The following is a 17856-nucleotide window of genomic DNA, read 5'->3' on the forward strand; positions in this document are numbered from 1 at the left end:
AATTATTTCTCCAATCCATTAAATTTAATAATAAAGTTAGCGCCCTCTTCGAATATGAAAGGGTCATCATTATGTTGTTCGGCATACCAAATTTTGTGATGCGCTATAGCTAAGTTCTCACGACATAAGTACAGTCCCACACCACGTCCATTCGCTCGTTTTGTGTAGAAAAGATCAAACAGTCTTTGAACATCATCTTCATCAACTTTTGGTCCTGAATTTGCAACTACAATGAGATCATTAATTAGATCAATTTTAATTTTTCTGTCTTCAACTAATGAAACCCAATACATCGCATTGTTAATCAAATTAATAAATACTGGGTAGATCCTTGAGGGAAGGTCACTAATTTTTAACGATCTAAAAGCTTCCGTTACTTCAAAATTGATTCGTTGTCTTTCAAAACGATCACCATAGAATTGATTAATATGGGCTTCGATATTTTTCCCTGTAATAGTCTGACGGGTTTGATAGCCAGAAATTTTTAATGGGGAAAGAAAGCGAATTTGACTTGTGAGTGCTTTATGAGAGTTGTACGCTAATTGAAAACCAGGATGTTGTTTTACATCATTTGGTAATGAGTTTAGCCCACGAGTGACTAAGGAGTCTATTTCTTCAAGCTCATGAGATAAGATTTCTACACTAATCCCAAGTTGTGCGACAGCATTGATTGTTCGCATTTTTTCTTCAATATCAGATCTTTCTTCCTCTGCTATTGAGAATGCTGAATCTAAATTAATCCCTTCAGATATTTTTTCTAATGTTTTTAAAATCGCATCATACTTAAAGGTATAGGTTTCTACTAATTCCAAATAGATAATATCTAGATTGTTTAAGGCATTTTCTAAATGAGACGACTCCTCAACGCTTTCAACAATCCTGATCGATTGACTATAATATGAGCTTCTATCTTCACTAATATCTTTTTTCCAAATAGAATGAAGTGCATCAATCTTAGCCTCAATGGCAGATTGATATTTATTCAATTTTGAATTGAGAACGCTCTGGTTTTTATCAAACAATTTCTTAGCTGTTTGTTGTGGAGCTAACTTATTAAGTTCAGACTCCATTTTATTAATAACAGTTTTTAGCTGAATAACATAGGCTGAAAATTCATTATATTTATCACGATATTCCCTGTATTTTTCTTCATAAATCCCAAGCTTTGGAGGTTTAGTCGGTGTTTTAATTTCTGTCCGGATAAGTTCAAGTTTTGACAGCTTTTGATCGATATCTTGTAGTTCTTCAGCACTCAATTTATCTACATTTTCTAGATTGTTTTTAAGAGTTCTAGCTAAATCTAAAGAATCATCAAGTTTAGGTGATTGACTTTTTAAAGCCTCTTTAAAGCTCTTTTGTGATGCCTTTCGAGCTTGTGTTTGGGCATCCTTTCTAAGCTCTTTATTTTTTTTTGCAAGTAATAATAATTCTTGGCGTTCTTCAGATTTGGAGCCAAAATATCGATCTGCTAATGTAATTAAAATATCTTCGACTAAATTTTTTAGTTCTCGAGATGCTTGGTTACTGATAAAACCTTCACGTCCAGATTTGTCCTTTAATTCTTTGTTATGTTCGTGAGAAATACCAATGTAACCGAAGATTCGACGATTGGACCAATAAAAGCGACCAGCATGTGTCGATCGACGTTCTTCAATTTTAAAAAAGTCACTGTCTACACGTCCATATGGTAATACCCTTAAATTATCTCTAAAAATTAATAATCCTGAATATTTTTTTGCTTTAGTAATAAGCGTTTCGATCTCATTCAATTCAAGTGATGATAAGTTTGGGTTATATTCGAAAGCTCCGATTTGAAATTTAAAACTTCCAACCCCTCCTTTAGAGTTAATATTAATATTGGGTGGAATTAATACTTCACCCTTATCTTGTCCAAACGCGATTACACTACCTCTAAACCACCCTTTTTCATCAACTTCACCTGATATTTTATGTTCAAGAGCTTCAAATTCCTGCATATTAAAGACATCTGCTTCTCTTAAAATATCTTTTGTTTCTGTAGTGTTTTTTATTCTAAAGAGGCGATATGAGAAACTTTCATCCTTTTCAACATATGGATTAGTGAATGCTCTTAAAGTATCAACAAGGTCCTTTTCGATTGAAGCTAGTTCTTGATTATCTTTAGCTAGATCTCTTTTATTAGTAAGTAAGCTTAAATCTCTTCGTAAATCTAGTAGAAATAAAGCTGTACCATGTTGTCCACCATCTTTCTCAGAGAACTTATTAAGTAATTCTTTCCAAGGTTTAATCGCTCTTTCATCCAACACGGAGTGTTCACAAAAAATGATAATTTTATTCTGTGTAGTTATAAAGTCTTTCGATTTATTGTTTTCTATTTCATCTTCAGAAAATCTTATCCAAGCTCTTTCCTTAATTGATCTTTTTAATTTTAAATCTTCATCTTCATCTTCATCTTCATCCTCATCTTCATCTTCATCTTCATCTTCATCTTCAAATTTAACATTTTTGATGAGTTCTTCTTTTAATAAATCGAATGCGATTGTAATTTCATCAGTCGTATCGAACTCTAGGAATGGAATACTAATATCTTCAAAGGAAAGATATGGATTTTCGAATAAGCGCCAATCCACAAGAAGTGATGTGAAGGAGCCATTTAACTTTTTGGTTACAAGGAAAGTGACATTTGCTAAAAATGCCGCAGAAAGTCGTCCAATACCTTTTTCACCCTGCGTTTGGCGTATTGGAATGCCAAAACGATCTTCATCACTTAGAGCTTTTTTATTACTTTTTGATTCAGTACCAACAATTAGCCAGTTATCAATAATTTGCTCTGGTGACATACCACAACCATTATCGATTAATGCACCGCAAGGATAATCGGCATCTACAGTAAATAATGCAACATCTCTTGCATAAGCATCATAAGCATTTTTCCAAAGCTCACTCACAGCTGTTGGGCAATCTGCAATTTGTCCTTTACCTAAGTGCTCAATAGTACGAGCTCTAGCTCTAAAGTTAAAAGATTTTACAGACATAGCAACCCTTGATAAATCAAAATTATGAGAGGTGTGTATCTAAATATGGATACTTTTTTCTTGTTATATGATCATAACTTAATGTTTGTTAGATGTCTTTTAAAATGAGAAAAGATAGCCTGAAAAACTTATATTGCCTTAATACCAGATGGGTTATGACGTATCTTGTTTGGAGGTCTTAATTGTTGGGTAGTGCTTCAAAAAGTATGCTGGCATTAGACGAATCCATTGTTGATATAAAAGAACACTAAATCAAAGGCTTTGAAATGATTCTCAAGCTTTTTGGAGAAGTTGCAGCTTCTCCTAAAGCCTCGCCTTATTCTATGCCTCAATCGACAATTATTTTGATGTGTGCTGAAAAAACAGGATGATTTAACTTGGTAAACTATACATACTCGTCAGGAGTTTACCATGAGCAAGAAACACAAGACGTATACGGCAGAATTTAAAGCTGAAGCCATCAAAGCTATAGAAGCTAATCAAGGTAATGTATCCAAAACAGCTAGAGAACTCGGCATTTCCATGCAGACCCTTTCGCATTGGAACAATAAGGCAAAAGAAGGGACTTTAGCTGGTACTAAACAGTATTCACCTGATCTAAACGCTTTACTCGAAGAAAATAAAAAACTTAAACAACAGCTCAAAACTGCTGAAATGGAACGCGAATTTCTAAAAAAGGCAGCAGCGTACTTTGCCAAAGAAAGTCAGTGAGGTACGCCTATATGAAATCGCAAAGACACTTATTTCCGATTATTTTGATGGCTCGATTACTTCATGTATCTATTTCACGATTTTATGATTGGATAAAACGAGGTGCAAGTAAACGATCAGTTCAACGAAATCAACAAACGATTTTGGTCAAAATAGCGCATGAGGAAACTAAACAGAGCTATGGCTATATTCGCTTAACCAAGCATTTACAGGCTCAAGGCGTAAAAATTAGTACATATGCAATACGTCAGATAAAAAAGTTAAATCAGCTTTATTGTAAGCGCCACAAGCGCTTCAAAAGAACGACTAACAGTGACCATAACCGAGCGATCTATCCAAAATTTGCTTGAGCAACAATTCTCAATGACTAAACCAAATCCTTGCGAAGCAGTGCTTCTCAGGTCGAGTGATATTACGTATATATGGACGACTGAAGGCTGGTTGTACTTAGCGGCTGTAAAAGACCTGTACACTAAACAAGTAGTTGGCTACAGCTTAAATGAGCGCATGACAGCCAAGCTTGTTTGTGATGCATTGAATATGGCTATTCGCAATCAAAAAACAGCTAAGGACCTCATTGTGCATTCAGACAGAGGTAGCCAATATTGCAGTCATGAATATCGAAACATACTTGAAAAATATGGTTTTCAAGGTTCAATGAGTAAAAAAGGCGATTGCTTTGATAATGCACCGATTGAGAGCTTTTGGGGCATACTCAAGAATGAGTTGGTTCATCATCATAGCTATAAAACAAGGGAAGAAGCCAAAGCGGATATTACAAAATACATTGAGTTATTTTATAATCAGCGAAGAATTCAAAAAGGTTTGGATTTTAAGACACCAAATCAAATGGCAGAGGACTTTTACAAGTTAGCTGCCTAAAATCTCCCAAGTGAAAGTCTCCTGCTAATTCAGCACACATCATGCCATTCCAGTAATAAAAAAGCAGAAAGTTCTAGATCAGAGAGAAGGTGGTGAGTTCTTTGGCTTTTATGACCAAAAACTCGGTGAGATCGACCTTCTGAACTCACATCCCTAATTGTGATCCAAGGCTTATATTTATTTCCAAAACCCTGTCCTCGTCCTTCTTTAATCCACTTTTGAATTTTGAGTCCATGATTTTGTATTTTTTTAAAGTTAGCCATAAAAAAACCACACATTCATGCTAGATTAGAGCATAGCCTGTGTGGTTTTTTTGAGCAACTGAGTGTTACACTTTATTATTCAGTATGATACTTTAATACTTGGTATGAAACTTTATTGCTCTCATACAGTACCTATAAATCAAATACTTAAATTATTCTACTGTGACTGATTTTGCCAAGTTACGTGGTTGATCCACATCTGTACCACGTAACACCGCAACGTGGTAAGACAATAATTGCACAGGCACACTATAAATAATTGGTGCAAGCCATTCGTTCACACTTGGAATATTGACCACATGTTGACGATCTTTTTCTACGATGCCACTTTGTTCATCGGCAAAAACAAATAATTCACCGCCACGCGCTTGCACTTCTTCCATATTCGACTTTAACTTGTCGAGCATGTCATCTTTCGGCGCAAGAATCACCACAGGCATGTCATTATCAACCAATGCTAATGGACCATGTTTAAGTTCGCCTGCTGCGTAGCCTTCTGCGTGAATATACGAAATTTCTTTAAGCTTTAAAGCACCTTCTAAAGCAATCGGGAAATGCGTACCACGACCTAAAAATAAGCAATGTTGTTTTTCAACAAACAGAGCAGATAGACGTAAAATTTCTGTATTACGTTGTAATGTATCAAGGACAACTTTTGGACAGTGCCATAATTCACGGGTGATTTCTTCAATCTGTGCCACAGAAAGACGTTGCTTCACTTCACCAATTTTGAGTAATAACAACATGAGTGCTGCTAACTGTGTGGTAAAAGCTTTGGTTGATGCAACACCAATTTCAGGGCCAGCCAAAGTCAATAAATGATGATCAGTTTCGCGTACCATCGATGATGTAGCTACATTACAAATCGTCATGGTAGCAATGTTTAAGCCTTTTGCCGCCGCACGTTTTTGTGTATCACGTAATGCTGCAAGCGTATCTGCTGTTTCACCCGATTGAGAGATACACACATATAAAGTACGGTTGATAATGACAGGCGAGCGATAACGGAACTCACTGGCAATTTCAACTTGGCATGGTACATCAATTAGTTGTTCTGCCCAATATTTGGCAATCATGCCGGCATGGTAACTGGTACCACAGGCAATAATTTGAATTTGTTCAATATTTTTAAAATCAACCTCGGCACTTGCCAAGAAATCTTCACGTAATGCATTGCCATTTAAGGCTTGAGAAATGGTTTGCTGCAAGGCTTCAGGTTGTTCATAAATTTCTTTAAGCATGAAGTGCTTGTATTCACCTTTAGATGAATTGCTAATCGTTGCATCAAGCTCTTTGGTTGGGCGTTGAATTGGGGTTAAACCATGCGCAAAAATTTCAATTGAGCTACGGGTTAAACGTGCGATATCACCTTCTTCAAGATAAATAAAGCGGTTGGTAATGGGTAACAATGCCAATTGGTCAGAACCAATAAAGTTCTCGCCAATACCGACACCAATCACCAAAGGTGAGCCTTCGCGAACGGTAATTAGCTCATTTGGATAGTCTGAGTGCACAATGCCGAGAGCATAAGCACCTTTCAATTTTGGCACAATGCTTTGCACTGCACTGAGCAATGAGGTTGCAGTTTTGAGAGATTCTGCAACCAAATGTGCAACCACTTCGGTGTCGGTTTGTGAAGTGAACACATAACCTAAATTTTGTAGTTGTTCTTTAAGCTCGGCATAATTTTCGATAATACCGTTATGCACCACAGCAACTTTGCCTGAAACATGCGGATGCGCATTATTTTCAGTCGGTTTGCCGTGTGTTGCCCAACGTGTATGTGCAATACCTAAATTACCCAATAAGTGTTGTGATTTAACCGCTTCATCAAGATTAATGACTTTACCGACACGACGTTCACGTAAAATGTGACCATCATGAACAACAGCAAGACCAGCCGAGTCATAACCACGATATTCAAGACGTTTTAAGCCTTCAATTAAAATTTCACTGATATTTCGTTCGGCAACGCCACCAACAATACCACACATAATAAATTCCTCTTATTTCTTAGTCTTTTGGGGACGTTGATAATTTGCTTTTTCAGTTTGCACTGAGCGTTCAAATGCCAATGTATTTTCTGCGACATCGCGAGTAATGACCGAGCCTGCACCAATGGTCGCGCCATTGGCGATTTTGACAGGCGCCACTAAAGATGAGTTTGAACCAATAAATGCTGCATCGCCAATAATGGTTTTATGCTTATTTGCGCCATCGTAGTTACAGGTGATGGTGCCTGCACCAATGTTCGAACCTGCACCGACTTCGGCATCACCTAAATAAGTGAAGTGGTTGGCTTTTGAACCGAGTCCAATGCTGGAATTTTTAACTTCAACAAAGTTGCCAATATGAACCTCAGCTGCCAATTTTGCCCCTGGGCGCAAACGTGCAAAGGGACCAATTTGAGTGTTTTCACCCACAAGTGCGTCATCAAAAATACTATAAGGTTGTACTTTTGTACCCGCTGCAATTTTGGTATTTTTAATGATACAACCTGCACCCAGCTCGACATTGTCGCCAAGTTCGCAGTTACCTTCGATAATCACGTTAATATCAATACGCACATCTTGCCCGACTTTAAGCGAACCTCGTAAATCAAAACGTTTTGGATCGCTGAAAGTCACACCTTGGCGCATGAGTTCTAGGGCTTGTTGTACTTGGAAGTCGCGTTCAAGCGCTGCCAATTGGATGCGGTCATTCACGCCTTCCACTTCAAAGGCAAGTTCAGGCTGAATTGATGCAATTTCAAGCCCATCTGCAACCGCCATCGCCACGATGTCGGTTAAGTAGTATTCGCCTTGTGCATTATTATTAGATAAACGCGGCAGCCATTCATGTAACTTGGCATTGCTGACACAGTAAATACCGGTGTTAATTTCTTGAATTTGACGTTGTGCATCGCTGGCATCTTTATGCTCAACAATGGCTTGAATTTTGCCATGTTCACGCACAATACGACCATAACCGCTTGGATTATCTACGGTTAAGGTAATCATGCCGATGCCTGTTTCACGTGAAACATCTAGCAATTGTTCTAATGTTTGCTGGCGAACCAAAGGTACATCGCCATATAAAATTAACGACATGCCATCTTTGGCTAAAACAGGCAACGTCATTTGTACTGCATGACCAGTACCAAGCTGTTCGGCTTGTTCAACCCATTCAATATTTTCGCTTTGAAACGCTTGTTGTACAAGGTTTCCGCCGTGACCAAAAATGGTAATAATATTTTTTGCGTGTAATTTTTTTGCGGTATGGATGACATGCCCAAGCAAGGGTTGTCCTGCAAGCGGTTGAAGCACTTTTGGCAATTGCGAGCGCATGCGAGTACCTTTACCCGCAGCCAGAATAATTACAGTAGTTGACATAGTAACCTACTTAAATGGCGTTAAACGCCAGAAAGCAATAGATAAATAAGAATACATAATGCAGCCCAAAGGCCTGCAATTATGTCATCAAGCATAATACCGAAGCCGCCTGCGACTTTTTGGTCTGCAATGCGAATTGGCCACGGTTTCCAAATATCGAATAAACGGAACAGTGCAAAGCCAATTACAATCCATTTTAACTCAATTAGATTAAAATAGATTAAAGGAAGTAAAGTAATTGATTGACCGGCAAATTCATCCCAAACAATGCGTCCATCATCGTGAACATTAATGATGTTTGCAGTTTTGCCACAAATCCAAATACCGACCAAAGACATGGCAATGATTGCAACAACTGAACCGCCAAAGCCAAGGGCTAACCACAGTGGAATAAACAGTAATGCAAATGCTGAACCAAAGGTACCCGGTGCTTTCGGGGCAAGTCCTGAACCAAAACCCACACCACAAAACACAACTAAACGCTGCGCCCAAGACATCTCATGAAAGCGAATTTCAGGTTTATGCAAAGTGTTGGTATCCCTGTAAAGCTAAATCTTGTTGTTGCCCTTGATAGCAAAATTTTAAGCCTTGAGATGCTTGGATTTCTCCAATGATGCTAAGGGATGTCTTTGGATTTTGTAATAAAAATTCGGTATATTTTTGTGGTGAAATGGTGAAACATAGTTCGTAGTCATCGCCACCAGCCAAAGCAAATTGCCATTGTTCGGCTAAAGCCAAGTTGGATAATGCGGCATCTATTGGAAGTTGTTCTAAGTGAATGCACGCACCCACTTTGGAGGCATTGAGAATATGCCCTAAATCTTGAATTAAACCATCTGACACATCAATCATGCTTGAAGCAAATGGAATTAGGGATTGCCCGAGTGCACAACGCGGGGTCGGATAATCTAAACGTTGTTGTAGTGGATGGCCTAAATGCTTTAACGCATAAGCTGCATCGCCCAATTGACCACTCACCACAATATAGTCACCCACTTTTGCACCATGTCTGCCAATGGCATGACCGTGTGGTACCCAGCCTAAAGCCGTGACCGTAATGGTTAAATGTGGGCTTTGGGTGGTATCGCCACCAATCAGTTGTACATTATAGGGTGCACAACAGTCGAAAAGACCTTGAGCAAAGTCCTGAAGCCATACTTCATCGGCAGAGGGGAGGCTAATTGCCAATAAAATACTGTGTGGGGTAGCCCCCATTGCAGCTAAATCAGATAAATTAACCGCTACACTTTTCCAACCAACGGCGTGTGCCGAGGTTGAAAGTGGGAAATGTCGACCTGCAATTAAGGTGTCGGTACAGATCACCAATTGCTGCCCCACAGGGGGGGAGAGCACAGCCGAATCATCTCCGATTCCCAATTCAGTTTCGCCTAAGTTTAACTGTTGTGTTTTGAAATATCGGTCAATAATTGAAAATTCGGCCATGTAAGCGTGCTCAATTAAGCTTGTTTTTCAGCTTGGCGCAATGTTTGTGCCAAACGGTCTAATACACCATTGATGTATTTGTGACTGTCTGCACCACCGAAGTGTTTAGCCAGTTCAATCGCTTCATCAAGTACGACACGGTAAGGAATTTCAACGTGGTTACGCAGTTCGTATGCACCTAAACGCAAAGTTGCAAGTTCCACGCCGTCAAGTGCAGTCACTTCACGGTCAAGTACAGGAATTAGCAGCGTGTCGAGGTCTTCGTGATGTTCAATCACTTGAGTGAGCAGTTCGTGGTAATAACCTAAGTCTACTTTATGCATGGCATTTTCAGCACGAGTACGTGCTTCAATTTCATGTACTGGGTTGTGGCTCATTTGCCACTCATAAATCCCTTGAACAGCAAAACGACGTGCTTTGCGTTTTGCTGCATATACTGCTTGTAATGTTTGAGACATGAATTAAATCGCCTTTAGCAAGTTCACCATTTCAATGGCAGTTAAAGCAGCTTCGCTACCTTTATTGCCTGCTTTGGTGCCTGAACGTTCAATTGCCTGTTCGATGCTATCTGTCGTGAGAACACCGTTAATCACAGGGAGGCTTGCATCCAAACCAACAACCCCTAATCCTTTGGCACATTCGCCTGCCACAAAGTCAAAGTGTGGCGTACTACCACGAATGACTGCCCCTAAGGCAATAATGGCATCGAATTGTGCTGAATTTGCTAATTTCTTTGCAACAACAGGCAATTCCCAAGCACCCGGAGCGTGAATCACCGTGATGTTGTCTTCTGCAACACCATGGCGTTTGAGCGTATCAATCGCTCCTTCCAAAAGATGCTCAACGACAAAACTGTTAAAACGCGCAACTAAAATCGCATAACGACCTTCGCTTGCCAAATGTAATAAACCTTCAATACGGCGAATCGCCATAGCAACCTCGATTATTTTCCAGTAGCATGTTCAGCAGAAATATATTCCACTACTTCTAAATTAAAACCTGAAAGGGCATTAAAACGTAAAGGTGAACTGAGTAAGTTCATTTTTTCTACGCCCAAGTCACGTAAAATTTGTGCGCCAACACCAATGGTTTGATATTGATGTGAAAGCGCTGCATTTGATTTACCTGTTTTAGGATGATTCAATGCAGCCAAAGCGAGTCCTAAATCAGGCAAATTTTTCTGACCAATCCAAACCAACACGCCGCGTTCGCTTTGTGCAATGGTTTGTAAGGCACGGTCAAAACTCCATGCCAATTCACCAGAAGGTTTTTTCAGTTTCAACAAGTCGCGAGTTGGATTAAATCCATGCACACGAACGGTTGAAATGCCATCTTTGGGTTCACCTTTAACAAGGGCTAAATGTAAATCTGGACTACCTTGTTCTTGATAACGATATAACTGAAATTCGCCATATTCGGTATCAATGGTTTCTGCGCTTAATCGTTCAACAGTTTGTTCATTGGTCATCCGATAATGGATGAGATCGGCAATTGTACCAATTTTTAAGCCATGTTTCTCGGCAAATATTTCTAAATCTGGGCGACGCGCCATAGTGCCGTCATCATTAATAATTTCACAGATCACAGAAGCTGGTTCTAAACTGGCTAAACGTGCTAAATCTGAGCCTGCTTCGGTGTGACCTGCGCGGTGTAATACGCCACCTGGTTGTGCCATGAGTGGGAAGATATGACCCGGTTGTACAATATCGGTTGGTTTGGCTGCTGCTGCGACCGCGGTACGAATGGTATGTGCGCGCTCGGCTGCTGAAATACCTGTACTAACACCTTCTGCTGCTTCAATTGAAAGCGTGAAATTAGTGCCATGCTGTGCGCCATTTTGGTCAACCATGAGGGGTAAATTCAGCTGTGTACAGCGTTCTTTACTCAAAGTTAAACAAACTAAACCACGGGCATGGGTGATCATAAAGTTAATGTCTTGGGCGCGCACATGTGCTGCCGCCATGACTAAATCACCTTCGTTTTCACGATCTTCATCATCCATTAAGATGACCATTTTACCTGCGCGGATATCTTCGATCAGCTCTTCAACTGTATTGAGCGCCATCCATTTTCACCTTAATTTAGTTGCTACACAGACTGTGCATGTCATTTTATGGCAGCTATATTAGCAATTTTTGATGTCTTTTGCCTATGTTTATCTCTGTGACGCTGTGTTACACAAATTGGTGAAAACTCTACAATATCTCTTTTTAAAAATTTGGATGAAAATTGTAATCGAATACAGATTTTTTGGCGGTTTAGATAAAAAACAAAAAGCCCGTGAATAATCACGGGCTAGATGGGGTATATCACTTATTTTTTGGCTTTTAAAATTTCGGTTCTTAACTTTTGCGCAAGTTCTGCACATTCTGCACTCATGCCGTTAATCATAAAGGCATGGCGAGTCAGTAAGCTACTTGGGTTTGGTAAAGCGATAAGTTGGTAATTATCACTCATTTGCTTCAATAACTCATTACTTAAATACAAGGCACTTTCTTTGGCTGTTAAGTGATGTACAAGGCGCGCCGCTGCTTGTACAGCATCTAGTTGCATCCCTTCTACCATTGTAGCCACTGCAGAACGTGTTTGCAGTACAAAGCGTTTTTCTTCACGATAGCGTTTATATAAGACTTCAGAAAGTAACTGAAAAATACTACTAATCATCAATAAACATTCCACTGCTTGAGGGTGTGCGGATGTAGTGATTAGGGTTGCACCTTGATGATCGAACTCGTGTTCAAACTCAAAATCACGGACATTTAAGTGATAATGTTGTGCACAAAGTTCGGTACTTTTCTTTAAAAACAGTTGGCATAAGCTAAAGTAAGGAATAGAAACCGATTGCCCAATACTATTGAGCAATTGTTTTGGGTCATAAAATTGAATATTTAGGGCAATTTGGTCTGCATTTAAATCTTGTGGATCTTTGAGTTTAGGGTGTTGTGCCACAGGTTTTTTCGGTGCTTGTTGTGCTTGTGCAATTGCAACAGCAGTTTGATGCTTTTCTTGCTGTAGGGCTTGGGTAAGTGCCTGAATTTCGTGTTTCAGGCGCATCTCATTGTTAATCGTTGCTAAATATTCGCTGCGGGTTGGGCGGGCAATCGCACGATAAGCTAACCAAAGTAGTAGGTGTAAGAACAGTGAGGCAAAAATTGCTAGCCATTCGCTACGTAGAATCTCACCAATACTTGGTTTGATTAAGGTCACTTCAACACTACCAATCTTTTTTTCGTTTTGTAGTGCATCGCGGGTAAAGACATCGCCCGAACGGGTTTTATATAAGCCATCGGTCGCAAGTACCTGACTGCTAGCATCTAAAATTCGAATTGAGGCAATGCTTGGATTGGTTTTATAACGGTCGACCAATAATGCTAAAGAAACACGATTAGCCGGCTCTAGTTCAGGCAAACTTTCGGTGACCAGTTGCGAGGTGACCAGTTGTCCCTGATTGGCACGGTTTTCTTTGAGTTGATGCGTTGTCGCAATCACCAATAAAATGGTTTGCAATGCAAAACTTACAATTAAAAGGCTCGCAAAAAGCCCTTGTCTAGGTGCATTCAAGGTAAACTTCCAAGGCAATTCAGTTCAAATTCGATTATGATTCCAACAATAATTGTAGCTCAGGCTCGAGTCAATCCATGCGCGAAATCACCCTTATATCATTTTTAGGATCTGATCAACCGAACTTAGTCCATCGATTGGTACAAATCTTATCTCATCATTCATTGCATATTTTAGATATGCGCCAAGCCGTGGTCTATGACCAATTGAGCTTAGGTATTGTGGTTACCGCTGAAAATGCAACTCACATTGAATTGGCAATGAAAGAACTGCTTATTTTAGCACATGAAATTGATTTAACTGTGCGTTTGCAACCAATCTGCAACGCAGAAGATGCTGCATGGCAAGAAAAATTTGCCGCGTCTAATTATGTCGTGACAGGTTTGGCACCTAAGCTAAATGGAACACAGTTACACGCGTTAACCCAAGCGGTTGCTGCACAAGGTTTGAAGATTGACCAGATACGTTGTTTGTCTGAAAGTTTTGCTTCAAATGCTGCGCAATCGCCTGCTTGTATTGAATTAAAAGTAACAGGGCAGGTGGTCGATTTAGCCGAACTACGTCAAGCGTATTTAGCGCTTGGCAATCAATTTGGTTTGGATATTTCGATACAAGACAATGACATTTATCGTAGCCAACGCCGTTTAATCTGTTTTGATATGGATTCGACTTTAATTGGGCAAGAAGTGATTGATGAACTGGCACGTGAAGCAGGAGTTGGTGAGCAAGTTGCAGAAATTACCGAACGTGCAATGCAAGGTGAGCTTGATTTCCAGCAAAGTTTCCGTGCACGGGTTGCATTACTCAAAGGCTTAGATGCCCACGTTTTGCCACAAATTGCCGAACGACTGACCATTAACGAAGGTGCTGAGCGTTTAATTTCAACATTAAAAGCATTGGGCTATCACACCGCCATTTTTTCGGGCGGTTTCCAATATTTTGCTGAATATTTACAGCAAAAATTGGGCATTGATGAGGTGCATGCCAATCAGCTTGATGTGTGTGATGGTAAGGTCACGGGGGAGGTGACAGGGCAAATTGTCGATGCAGCACGTAAAGCAGAATTATTACAAAGCCTTGCACACAAACTTGATATTTCTTTGGCACAAACGGTTGCAGTAGGGGATGGTGCAAATGACTTAGCCATGTTGGCTAAAGCGGGGCTCGGGGTGGCTTATAAAGCCAAACCTTTGGTACGCCAAACGGCAGAACATGCAATTGCACAAGTTGGATTAGATGGTGTGCTGTATTTACTAGGTTTAAGCGACCAAGAAATACAAACATTGGCACGCTAATTAATCTTAAGGTTTTTGGCACAGTTTTGACTGTGCCTTTTTTATGGTATTGTCATAAAAATGAAAGATTTAAAAGCAGAAAAATAAAAAAGATAGATTGCAATTGAGGATGAAAAAAATTTAAAAAATATTTAAACAGATGGTCGTGAATTGTAATGACAGTCTAACGATGATGGATTCAACATTTCTAAAGTTTTTTAGCGCTAAAAAAGTGTAATGACAAAAGAATGTTGCGACAATATGTGTCGCTATGTTGTCGTGATGCCCTTTTTTTTTCAATAAAACTTTGCATAATGCAGACATGATCAGGGAAAAATACCGTAATTAAAACGATATTCACTGAACTAAAGATGAGGTCGCTTCGGGCGTTTTTTTATAGGCGGAGGTTATATGTTAACAGCAAATTTTGCGAGCTTTCTCGGGCTCGGCTTAATTTTAATTGCACTGGTTGCTGTTTTCTTTTCGCCGTTTCGTCATTGGCTGGGCTTTATGTTTGCGGGTATGGGGTTTTGGGGCATGATTGAAGCGGTACGTTTTAGTGTGCAACATTTCTTCAGCCTACCCATGACGTATAGTTATTTAACTGCTTTAAGTGCTGCTATGGTGCTGATGACCTTAGTACTACTGCGGGCAGATCGACAAGCACAAAAAGCATTGGCACGCCGACAACTGATTGAACATACCCCAGTGTATGAGGACGAACAATAACAATAAGTGTCACAGTTTACTCAACTCAGGCGTATTCAAAATACGCCTTCTTTTTTTGTTTAAAATTTTCATACAAAGCCCTGTAGCTGTTTGATTCAGTTATGATACGATCACTGAAATCAAGATAAAATGACAATAGGCGAAATGCACATGAAGCTTTCTGCGATTCCTGTCGTAAAACTCCCATTGGTAAATGTCAGTACCGATCCTCTCGACTTATTACTGGTTGGGGTGGTTTTGCGTATGAAACAATTGGCAAAAACCAATCCTAAATTTATTGAGCTGATCAATGATCGTCAGATTCGCATGCAAATTGCGACTCAGGCAGGTTTTGCACGTCAAATTATTGTGAACCAAAACCAAATTGAAACTGTGGTTGGAAGTGATATTCCTGCTGATTTCAGCCTAACTTTTGTTGATAGCGATCAAGCAGTGAAAACCTTAATGCAAGGCAACCCTGCTGCATTTATGACGGGTATTCAAGAAGGTCTGATTCAAGTCGATGGCGATTTCACGTTGTTGATGTGGTTTAACAAAGTTGCACGTTTATTACCACCTAAATTACCGAAGCCTGTACAAGAGAAAGTGCAACACGCACGTGAATTTGTCCGCCATAAACTGGGAAAATAAGACCGAAGCCATGTAAACCTTTTTCATAACGGTTTTTGGTAAAACGATTTAAAGTTAAAAATGCCCTCAAAATTTGAGGGCATTTTTTATTCATTGATTTCTAAATTAAAAGTCACAGGGCCATCATTGACCAAATGCACTTTCATGTCTGCAGCAAAAATGCCTGTTTCAACCTGTGGATATTGGCTTTTGGCATAGCTGACCAACTGCTCATACAGCACTTTAGCATCAGCGGGTGGCATAGCAGAACCAAAGTCGGGACGTAAACCTTTTTGGGTTTGTGCCATTAAGGTAAACTGTGAAACCAAAAGTAAACCACCCTGTGCTTGGGCTAAGTTCCAGCCCATTTTTCCTTGTTCATCATCAAAAATGCGATATTTTAAAATTTTATCAATTAATTTTTTTCCAATTTCGAGATGGTCGGCTTTTGCAAGACCAATAAAAACCAAGATCCCCGTGTTAATTTCACCAGTCACTTGATCATCCACCACGACTTTGGCGTGAGTCACACGTTGTAATAAGGCACGCATAAGAATCAGATCATGCTAAAAATAACAGCACTATAAACAGCCTTTTAGGTGGATAAAAGCGGAATTACGCTGTGATCTTGAATTATTTTCGTCAAAATGATGTTGATTGGTGAGATATTTTTCGTCTGTAACCCTCAAATATCCGCAGATTCTATTTAAAAATATGCTTTAATGCCTTGAGCTAAGAAAGATCTAGACGTACATATGGAAGCAATAATACGATCTCTACTCGATACGGATTTATATAAATTTACCATGTTGCAAGTGGTGTTACACGAGTTTCCACAAACTCATAGTGTTTACCAATTTCGTTGTCGTAACCTTGATGATACTGTTTATCCACTCAGTGATATTGTCGATGATTTAAACGAGCAGCTTGACCATGTGTGTCAGTTACGTTTTCAAGAAGATGAGCTGCTTTATTTACGTGGTTTGCGTTTTATTAAAAGTGACTTTGTCGATTATTTAGAATTATTCCAATTAAAACGTCGTTTTATTCATGTGAGTTTAGATGCCGAAGGGCGTTTAGATATTCATATTGAAGGGCCAATGATTCAGGCTTTAATGTTTGAAATTTATGTCTTGGCAATTGTGAATGAATTATATTTTAAACGTATTCATTCAGACGATGTACTTGCTGAAGGTGAACGCCGTTTACAGGCGAAATTGAGTTTGCTTAAACAGTTTGAACCACAACAACAGACTGAAGATCCGCCATTTTTAGTGTCAGATTTTGGTACACGTCGCCGTTATAGCGCCATTTGGCATCGTCATGTTGTTGAAGAGTTCTCACGAACTGCGCCACATATTTTTCGTGGCACAAGCAATGTTCTATTGGCTAAAGAATTGGGAATTACCCCAATTGGTACAATGGCCCATGAGTTTTTACAAGCTTTTCAGGCACTTGATGTTCGGCTGCGTAATTTCCAAAAAGCGGCTTTAGAAGCATGGGTACAAGAATACCGCGGCGATTTAGGCATTGCACTTACCGATGTGGTGGGTATGGATGCCTTTTTACGTGACTTTGATTTGTACTTTGCCAAACTTTTTGATGGTTTGCGTCACGACAGTGGCGACCCTTATGAATGGGGGGATAAAGCCTATGCCCATTATGAAAAACTTAAAATTGACAGCAAAACCAAAATGCTGACTTTTAGCGACGGTTTAGACTTAAACCGTGCTTGGGATCTATATCAATACTTTAAAGATCGTTTTAAAGTCAGTTTTGGAATTGGTACCAATTTAACTAATGATTTAGGCCTTAAACCCTTAAATATTGTATTGAAATTGGTGGAATGCAATGGACAATCGGTAGCGAAAATTTCCGATAGTCCGGGTAAAACCATGACCGATAATGACACCTTTTTGGCGTATTTACGCCAAGTCTTTTCGATTGTAGAACCAAGTGAATAAGGCGCTCATGTATTGTCATACATAAAATATTTTAT

The 17856-nt window shown here is 39.5% G+C and carries 14 protein-coding genes and 3 pseudogenes; 5 read left to right on the plus strand and 12 right to left on the minus strand.

Annotated elements, in window-relative coordinates:
• Window positions 1–2 precede the first annotated feature (2 nt).
• Together FXN70_RS11270 and FXN70_RS11275 are read right to left on the minus strand one after the other, a co-directional pair.
• Complete coding sequence (locus FXN70_RS11270) at window positions 3–3014, minus strand: ATP-binding protein (protein WP_324647564.1); 3012 nt, start codon at window positions 3012–3014, stop codon at window positions 3–5.
• A 215-nt stretch (window positions 3015–3229) separates the two neighbouring features.
• A pseudogene (locus FXN70_RS11275) lies at window positions 3230–3358 on the minus strand (IS1 family transposase); the annotation flags it as partial.
• A 67-nt stretch (window positions 3359–3425) separates the two neighbouring features.
• Here FXN70_RS11275 and FXN70_RS11280 point away from each other — a divergent pair.
• Window positions 3426–4607: pseudogene (locus FXN70_RS11280) on the plus strand (IS3 family transposase).
• Between the two features lie 41 nt (window positions 4608–4648).
• On the opposite strand, the pseudogene FXN70_RS11285 reads toward FXN70_RS11280, so the two are convergent.
• The 9 genes and pseudogenes from FXN70_RS11285 to FXN70_RS11325 form a co-directional block, all read right to left on the minus strand.
• Window positions 4649–4870, minus strand: a pseudogene (locus FXN70_RS11285) (heteromeric transposase endonuclease subunit TnsA); the annotation flags it as partial.
• A gap of 152 nt (window positions 4871–5022) precedes the next feature.
• Entirely contained in the window at window positions 5023–6864 is a 1842-nt protein-coding gene (gene glmS, locus FXN70_RS11290) for a glutamine--fructose-6-phosphate transaminase (isomerizing) (protein WP_324647565.1), read from the minus strand.
• Between the two features lie 12 nt (window positions 6865–6876).
• On the minus strand, window positions 6877–8241 hold the full coding sequence (gene glmU / locus FXN70_RS11295) for a bifunctional UDP-N-acetylglucosamine diphosphorylase/glucosamine-1-phosphate N-acetyltransferase GlmU (RefSeq protein ID WP_324647566.1): 1365 nt from the start codon (window positions 8239–8241) through the stop codon (window positions 6877–6879).
• Between the two features lie 20 nt (window positions 8242–8261).
• Complete coding sequence (locus FXN70_RS11300) at window positions 8262–8738, minus strand: phosphatidylglycerophosphatase A (protein WP_324647590.1); 477 nt, start codon at window positions 8736–8738, stop codon at window positions 8262–8264.
• A 22-nt stretch (window positions 8739–8760) separates the two neighbouring features.
• A complete protein-coding gene (gene thiL, locus FXN70_RS11305) occupies window positions 8761–9684 on the minus strand; it encodes a thiamine-phosphate kinase (protein ID WP_324647567.1) in 924 nt (307 codons plus the stop codon).
• Window positions 9685–9698: 14 nt separating this feature from the next.
• Window positions 9699–10142, minus strand: coding sequence for a transcription antitermination factor NusB (gene nusB, locus FXN70_RS11310; RefSeq protein ID WP_324647568.1), 444 nt, complete (start codon window positions 10140–10142; stop codon window positions 9699–9701).
• A 3-nt stretch (window positions 10143–10145) separates the two neighbouring features.
• Window positions 10146–10616 (minus strand): 6,7-dimethyl-8-ribityllumazine synthase, encoded by a 471-nt coding sequence (gene ribE / locus FXN70_RS11315; RefSeq protein ID WP_324627115.1) that lies wholly within the window; start codon window positions 10614–10616, stop codon window positions 10146–10148.
• Window positions 10617–10627: 11 nt separating this feature from the next.
• On the minus strand, window positions 10628–11749 hold the full coding sequence (gene ribBA, locus FXN70_RS11320; protein ID WP_324647569.1) for a bifunctional 3,4-dihydroxy-2-butanone-4-phosphate synthase/GTP cyclohydrolase II: 1122 nt from the start codon (window positions 11747–11749) through the stop codon (window positions 10628–10630).
• 248 nt (window positions 11750–11997) lie between these two features.
• Window positions 11998–13245, minus strand: coding sequence for a hypothetical protein (locus FXN70_RS11325; protein ID WP_324647570.1), 1248 nt, complete (start codon window positions 13243–13245; stop codon window positions 11998–12000).
• Window positions 13246–13322: 77 nt separating this feature from the next.
• On the opposite strand from FXN70_RS11325, the gene serB reads away from it, so the two are divergent.
• The 3 genes from serB (at window position 13323) to FXN70_RS11340 (ending at window position 15878) form a co-directional block, all read left to right on the plus strand.
• On the plus strand, window positions 13323–14540 hold the full coding sequence (gene serB / locus FXN70_RS11330) for a phosphoserine phosphatase SerB (RefSeq protein ID WP_324647571.1): 1218 nt from the start codon (window positions 13323–13325) through the stop codon (window positions 14538–14540).
• A gap of 390 nt (window positions 14541–14930) precedes the next feature.
• Window positions 14931–15248, plus strand: coding sequence for an AciT family ciprofloxacin tolerance protein (gene aciT / locus FXN70_RS11335; protein WP_324647572.1), 318 nt, complete (start codon window positions 14931–14933; stop codon window positions 15246–15248).
• A gap of 150 nt (window positions 15249–15398) precedes the next feature.
• On the plus strand, window positions 15399–15878 hold the full coding sequence (locus tag FXN70_RS11340) for an SCP-2 sterol transfer family protein (RefSeq protein WP_324647573.1): 480 nt from the start codon (window positions 15399–15401) through the stop codon (window positions 15876–15878).
• A gap of 86 nt (window positions 15879–15964) precedes the next feature.
• On the opposite strand, the gene dtd is transcribed toward FXN70_RS11340, so the two are convergent.
• Window positions 15965–16408, minus strand: coding sequence for a D-aminoacyl-tRNA deacylase (dtd, locus tag FXN70_RS11345; RefSeq protein WP_324647574.1), 444 nt, complete (start codon window positions 16406–16408; stop codon window positions 15965–15967).
• Window positions 16409–16612: 204 nt separating this feature from the next.
• Here dtd and pncB point away from each other — a divergent pair, with 204 nt between their 5' ends.
• Complete coding sequence (gene pncB / locus FXN70_RS11350; protein WP_324647575.1) at window positions 16613–17821, plus strand: nicotinate phosphoribosyltransferase; 1209 nt, start codon at window positions 16613–16615, stop codon at window positions 17819–17821.
• Window positions 17822–17856: the final 35 nt, after the last annotated feature.

This window comes from Acinetobacter sp. MD2 (assembly GCF_035615575.1).
Classification (GTDB): domain Bacteria; phylum Pseudomonadota; class Gammaproteobacteria; order Pseudomonadales; family Moraxellaceae; genus Acinetobacter.

Coding starts and splice junctions, on each gene's coding strand:
- FXN70_RS11270 (WP_324647564.1), bottom strand. CDS start 3,014: ATGTCTGTAAAATCTTTTAACTTTAGAGCTAGAGCTCGTACTATTGAG.
- glmS (WP_324647565.1), bottom strand. CDS start 6,864: ATGTGTGGTATTGTTGGTGGCGTTGCCGAACGAAATATCAGTGAAATT.
- glmU (WP_324647566.1), bottom strand. CDS start 8,241: ATGTCAACTACTGTAATTATTCTGGCTGCGGGTAAAGGTACTCGCATG.
- FXN70_RS11300 (WP_324647590.1), bottom strand. CDS start 8,738: ATGTCTTGGGCGCAGCGTTTAGTTGTGTTTTGTGGTGTGGGTTTTGGT.
- thiL (WP_324647567.1), bottom strand. CDS start 9,684: ATGGCCGAATTTTCAATTATTGACCGATATTTCAAAACACAACAGTTA.
- nusB (WP_324647568.1), bottom strand. CDS start 10,142: ATGTCTCAAACATTACAAGCAGTATATGCAGCAAAACGCAAAGCACGT.
- ribE (WP_324627115.1), bottom strand. CDS start 10,616: ATGGCGATTCGCCGTATTGAAGGTTTATTACATTTGGCAAGCGAAGGT.
- ribBA (WP_324647569.1), bottom strand. CDS start 11,749: ATGGCGCTCAATACAGTTGAAGAGCTGATCGAAGATATCCGCGCAGGT.
- serB (WP_324647571.1), top strand. CDS start 13,323: ATGCGCGAAATCACCCTTATATCATTTTTAGGATCTGATCAACCGAAC.
- aciT (WP_324647572.1), top strand. CDS start 14,931: ATGTTAACAGCAAATTTTGCGAGCTTTCTCGGGCTCGGCTTAATTTTA.
- FXN70_RS11340 (WP_324647573.1), top strand. CDS start 15,399: ATGAAGCTTTCTGCGATTCCTGTCGTAAAACTCCCATTGGTAAATGTC.
- dtd (WP_324647574.1), bottom strand. CDS start 16,408: ATGCGTGCCTTATTACAACGTGTGACTCACGCCAAAGTCGTGGTGGAT.
- pncB (WP_324647575.1), top strand. CDS start 16,613: ATGGAAGCAATAATACGATCTCTACTCGATACGGATTTATATAAATTT.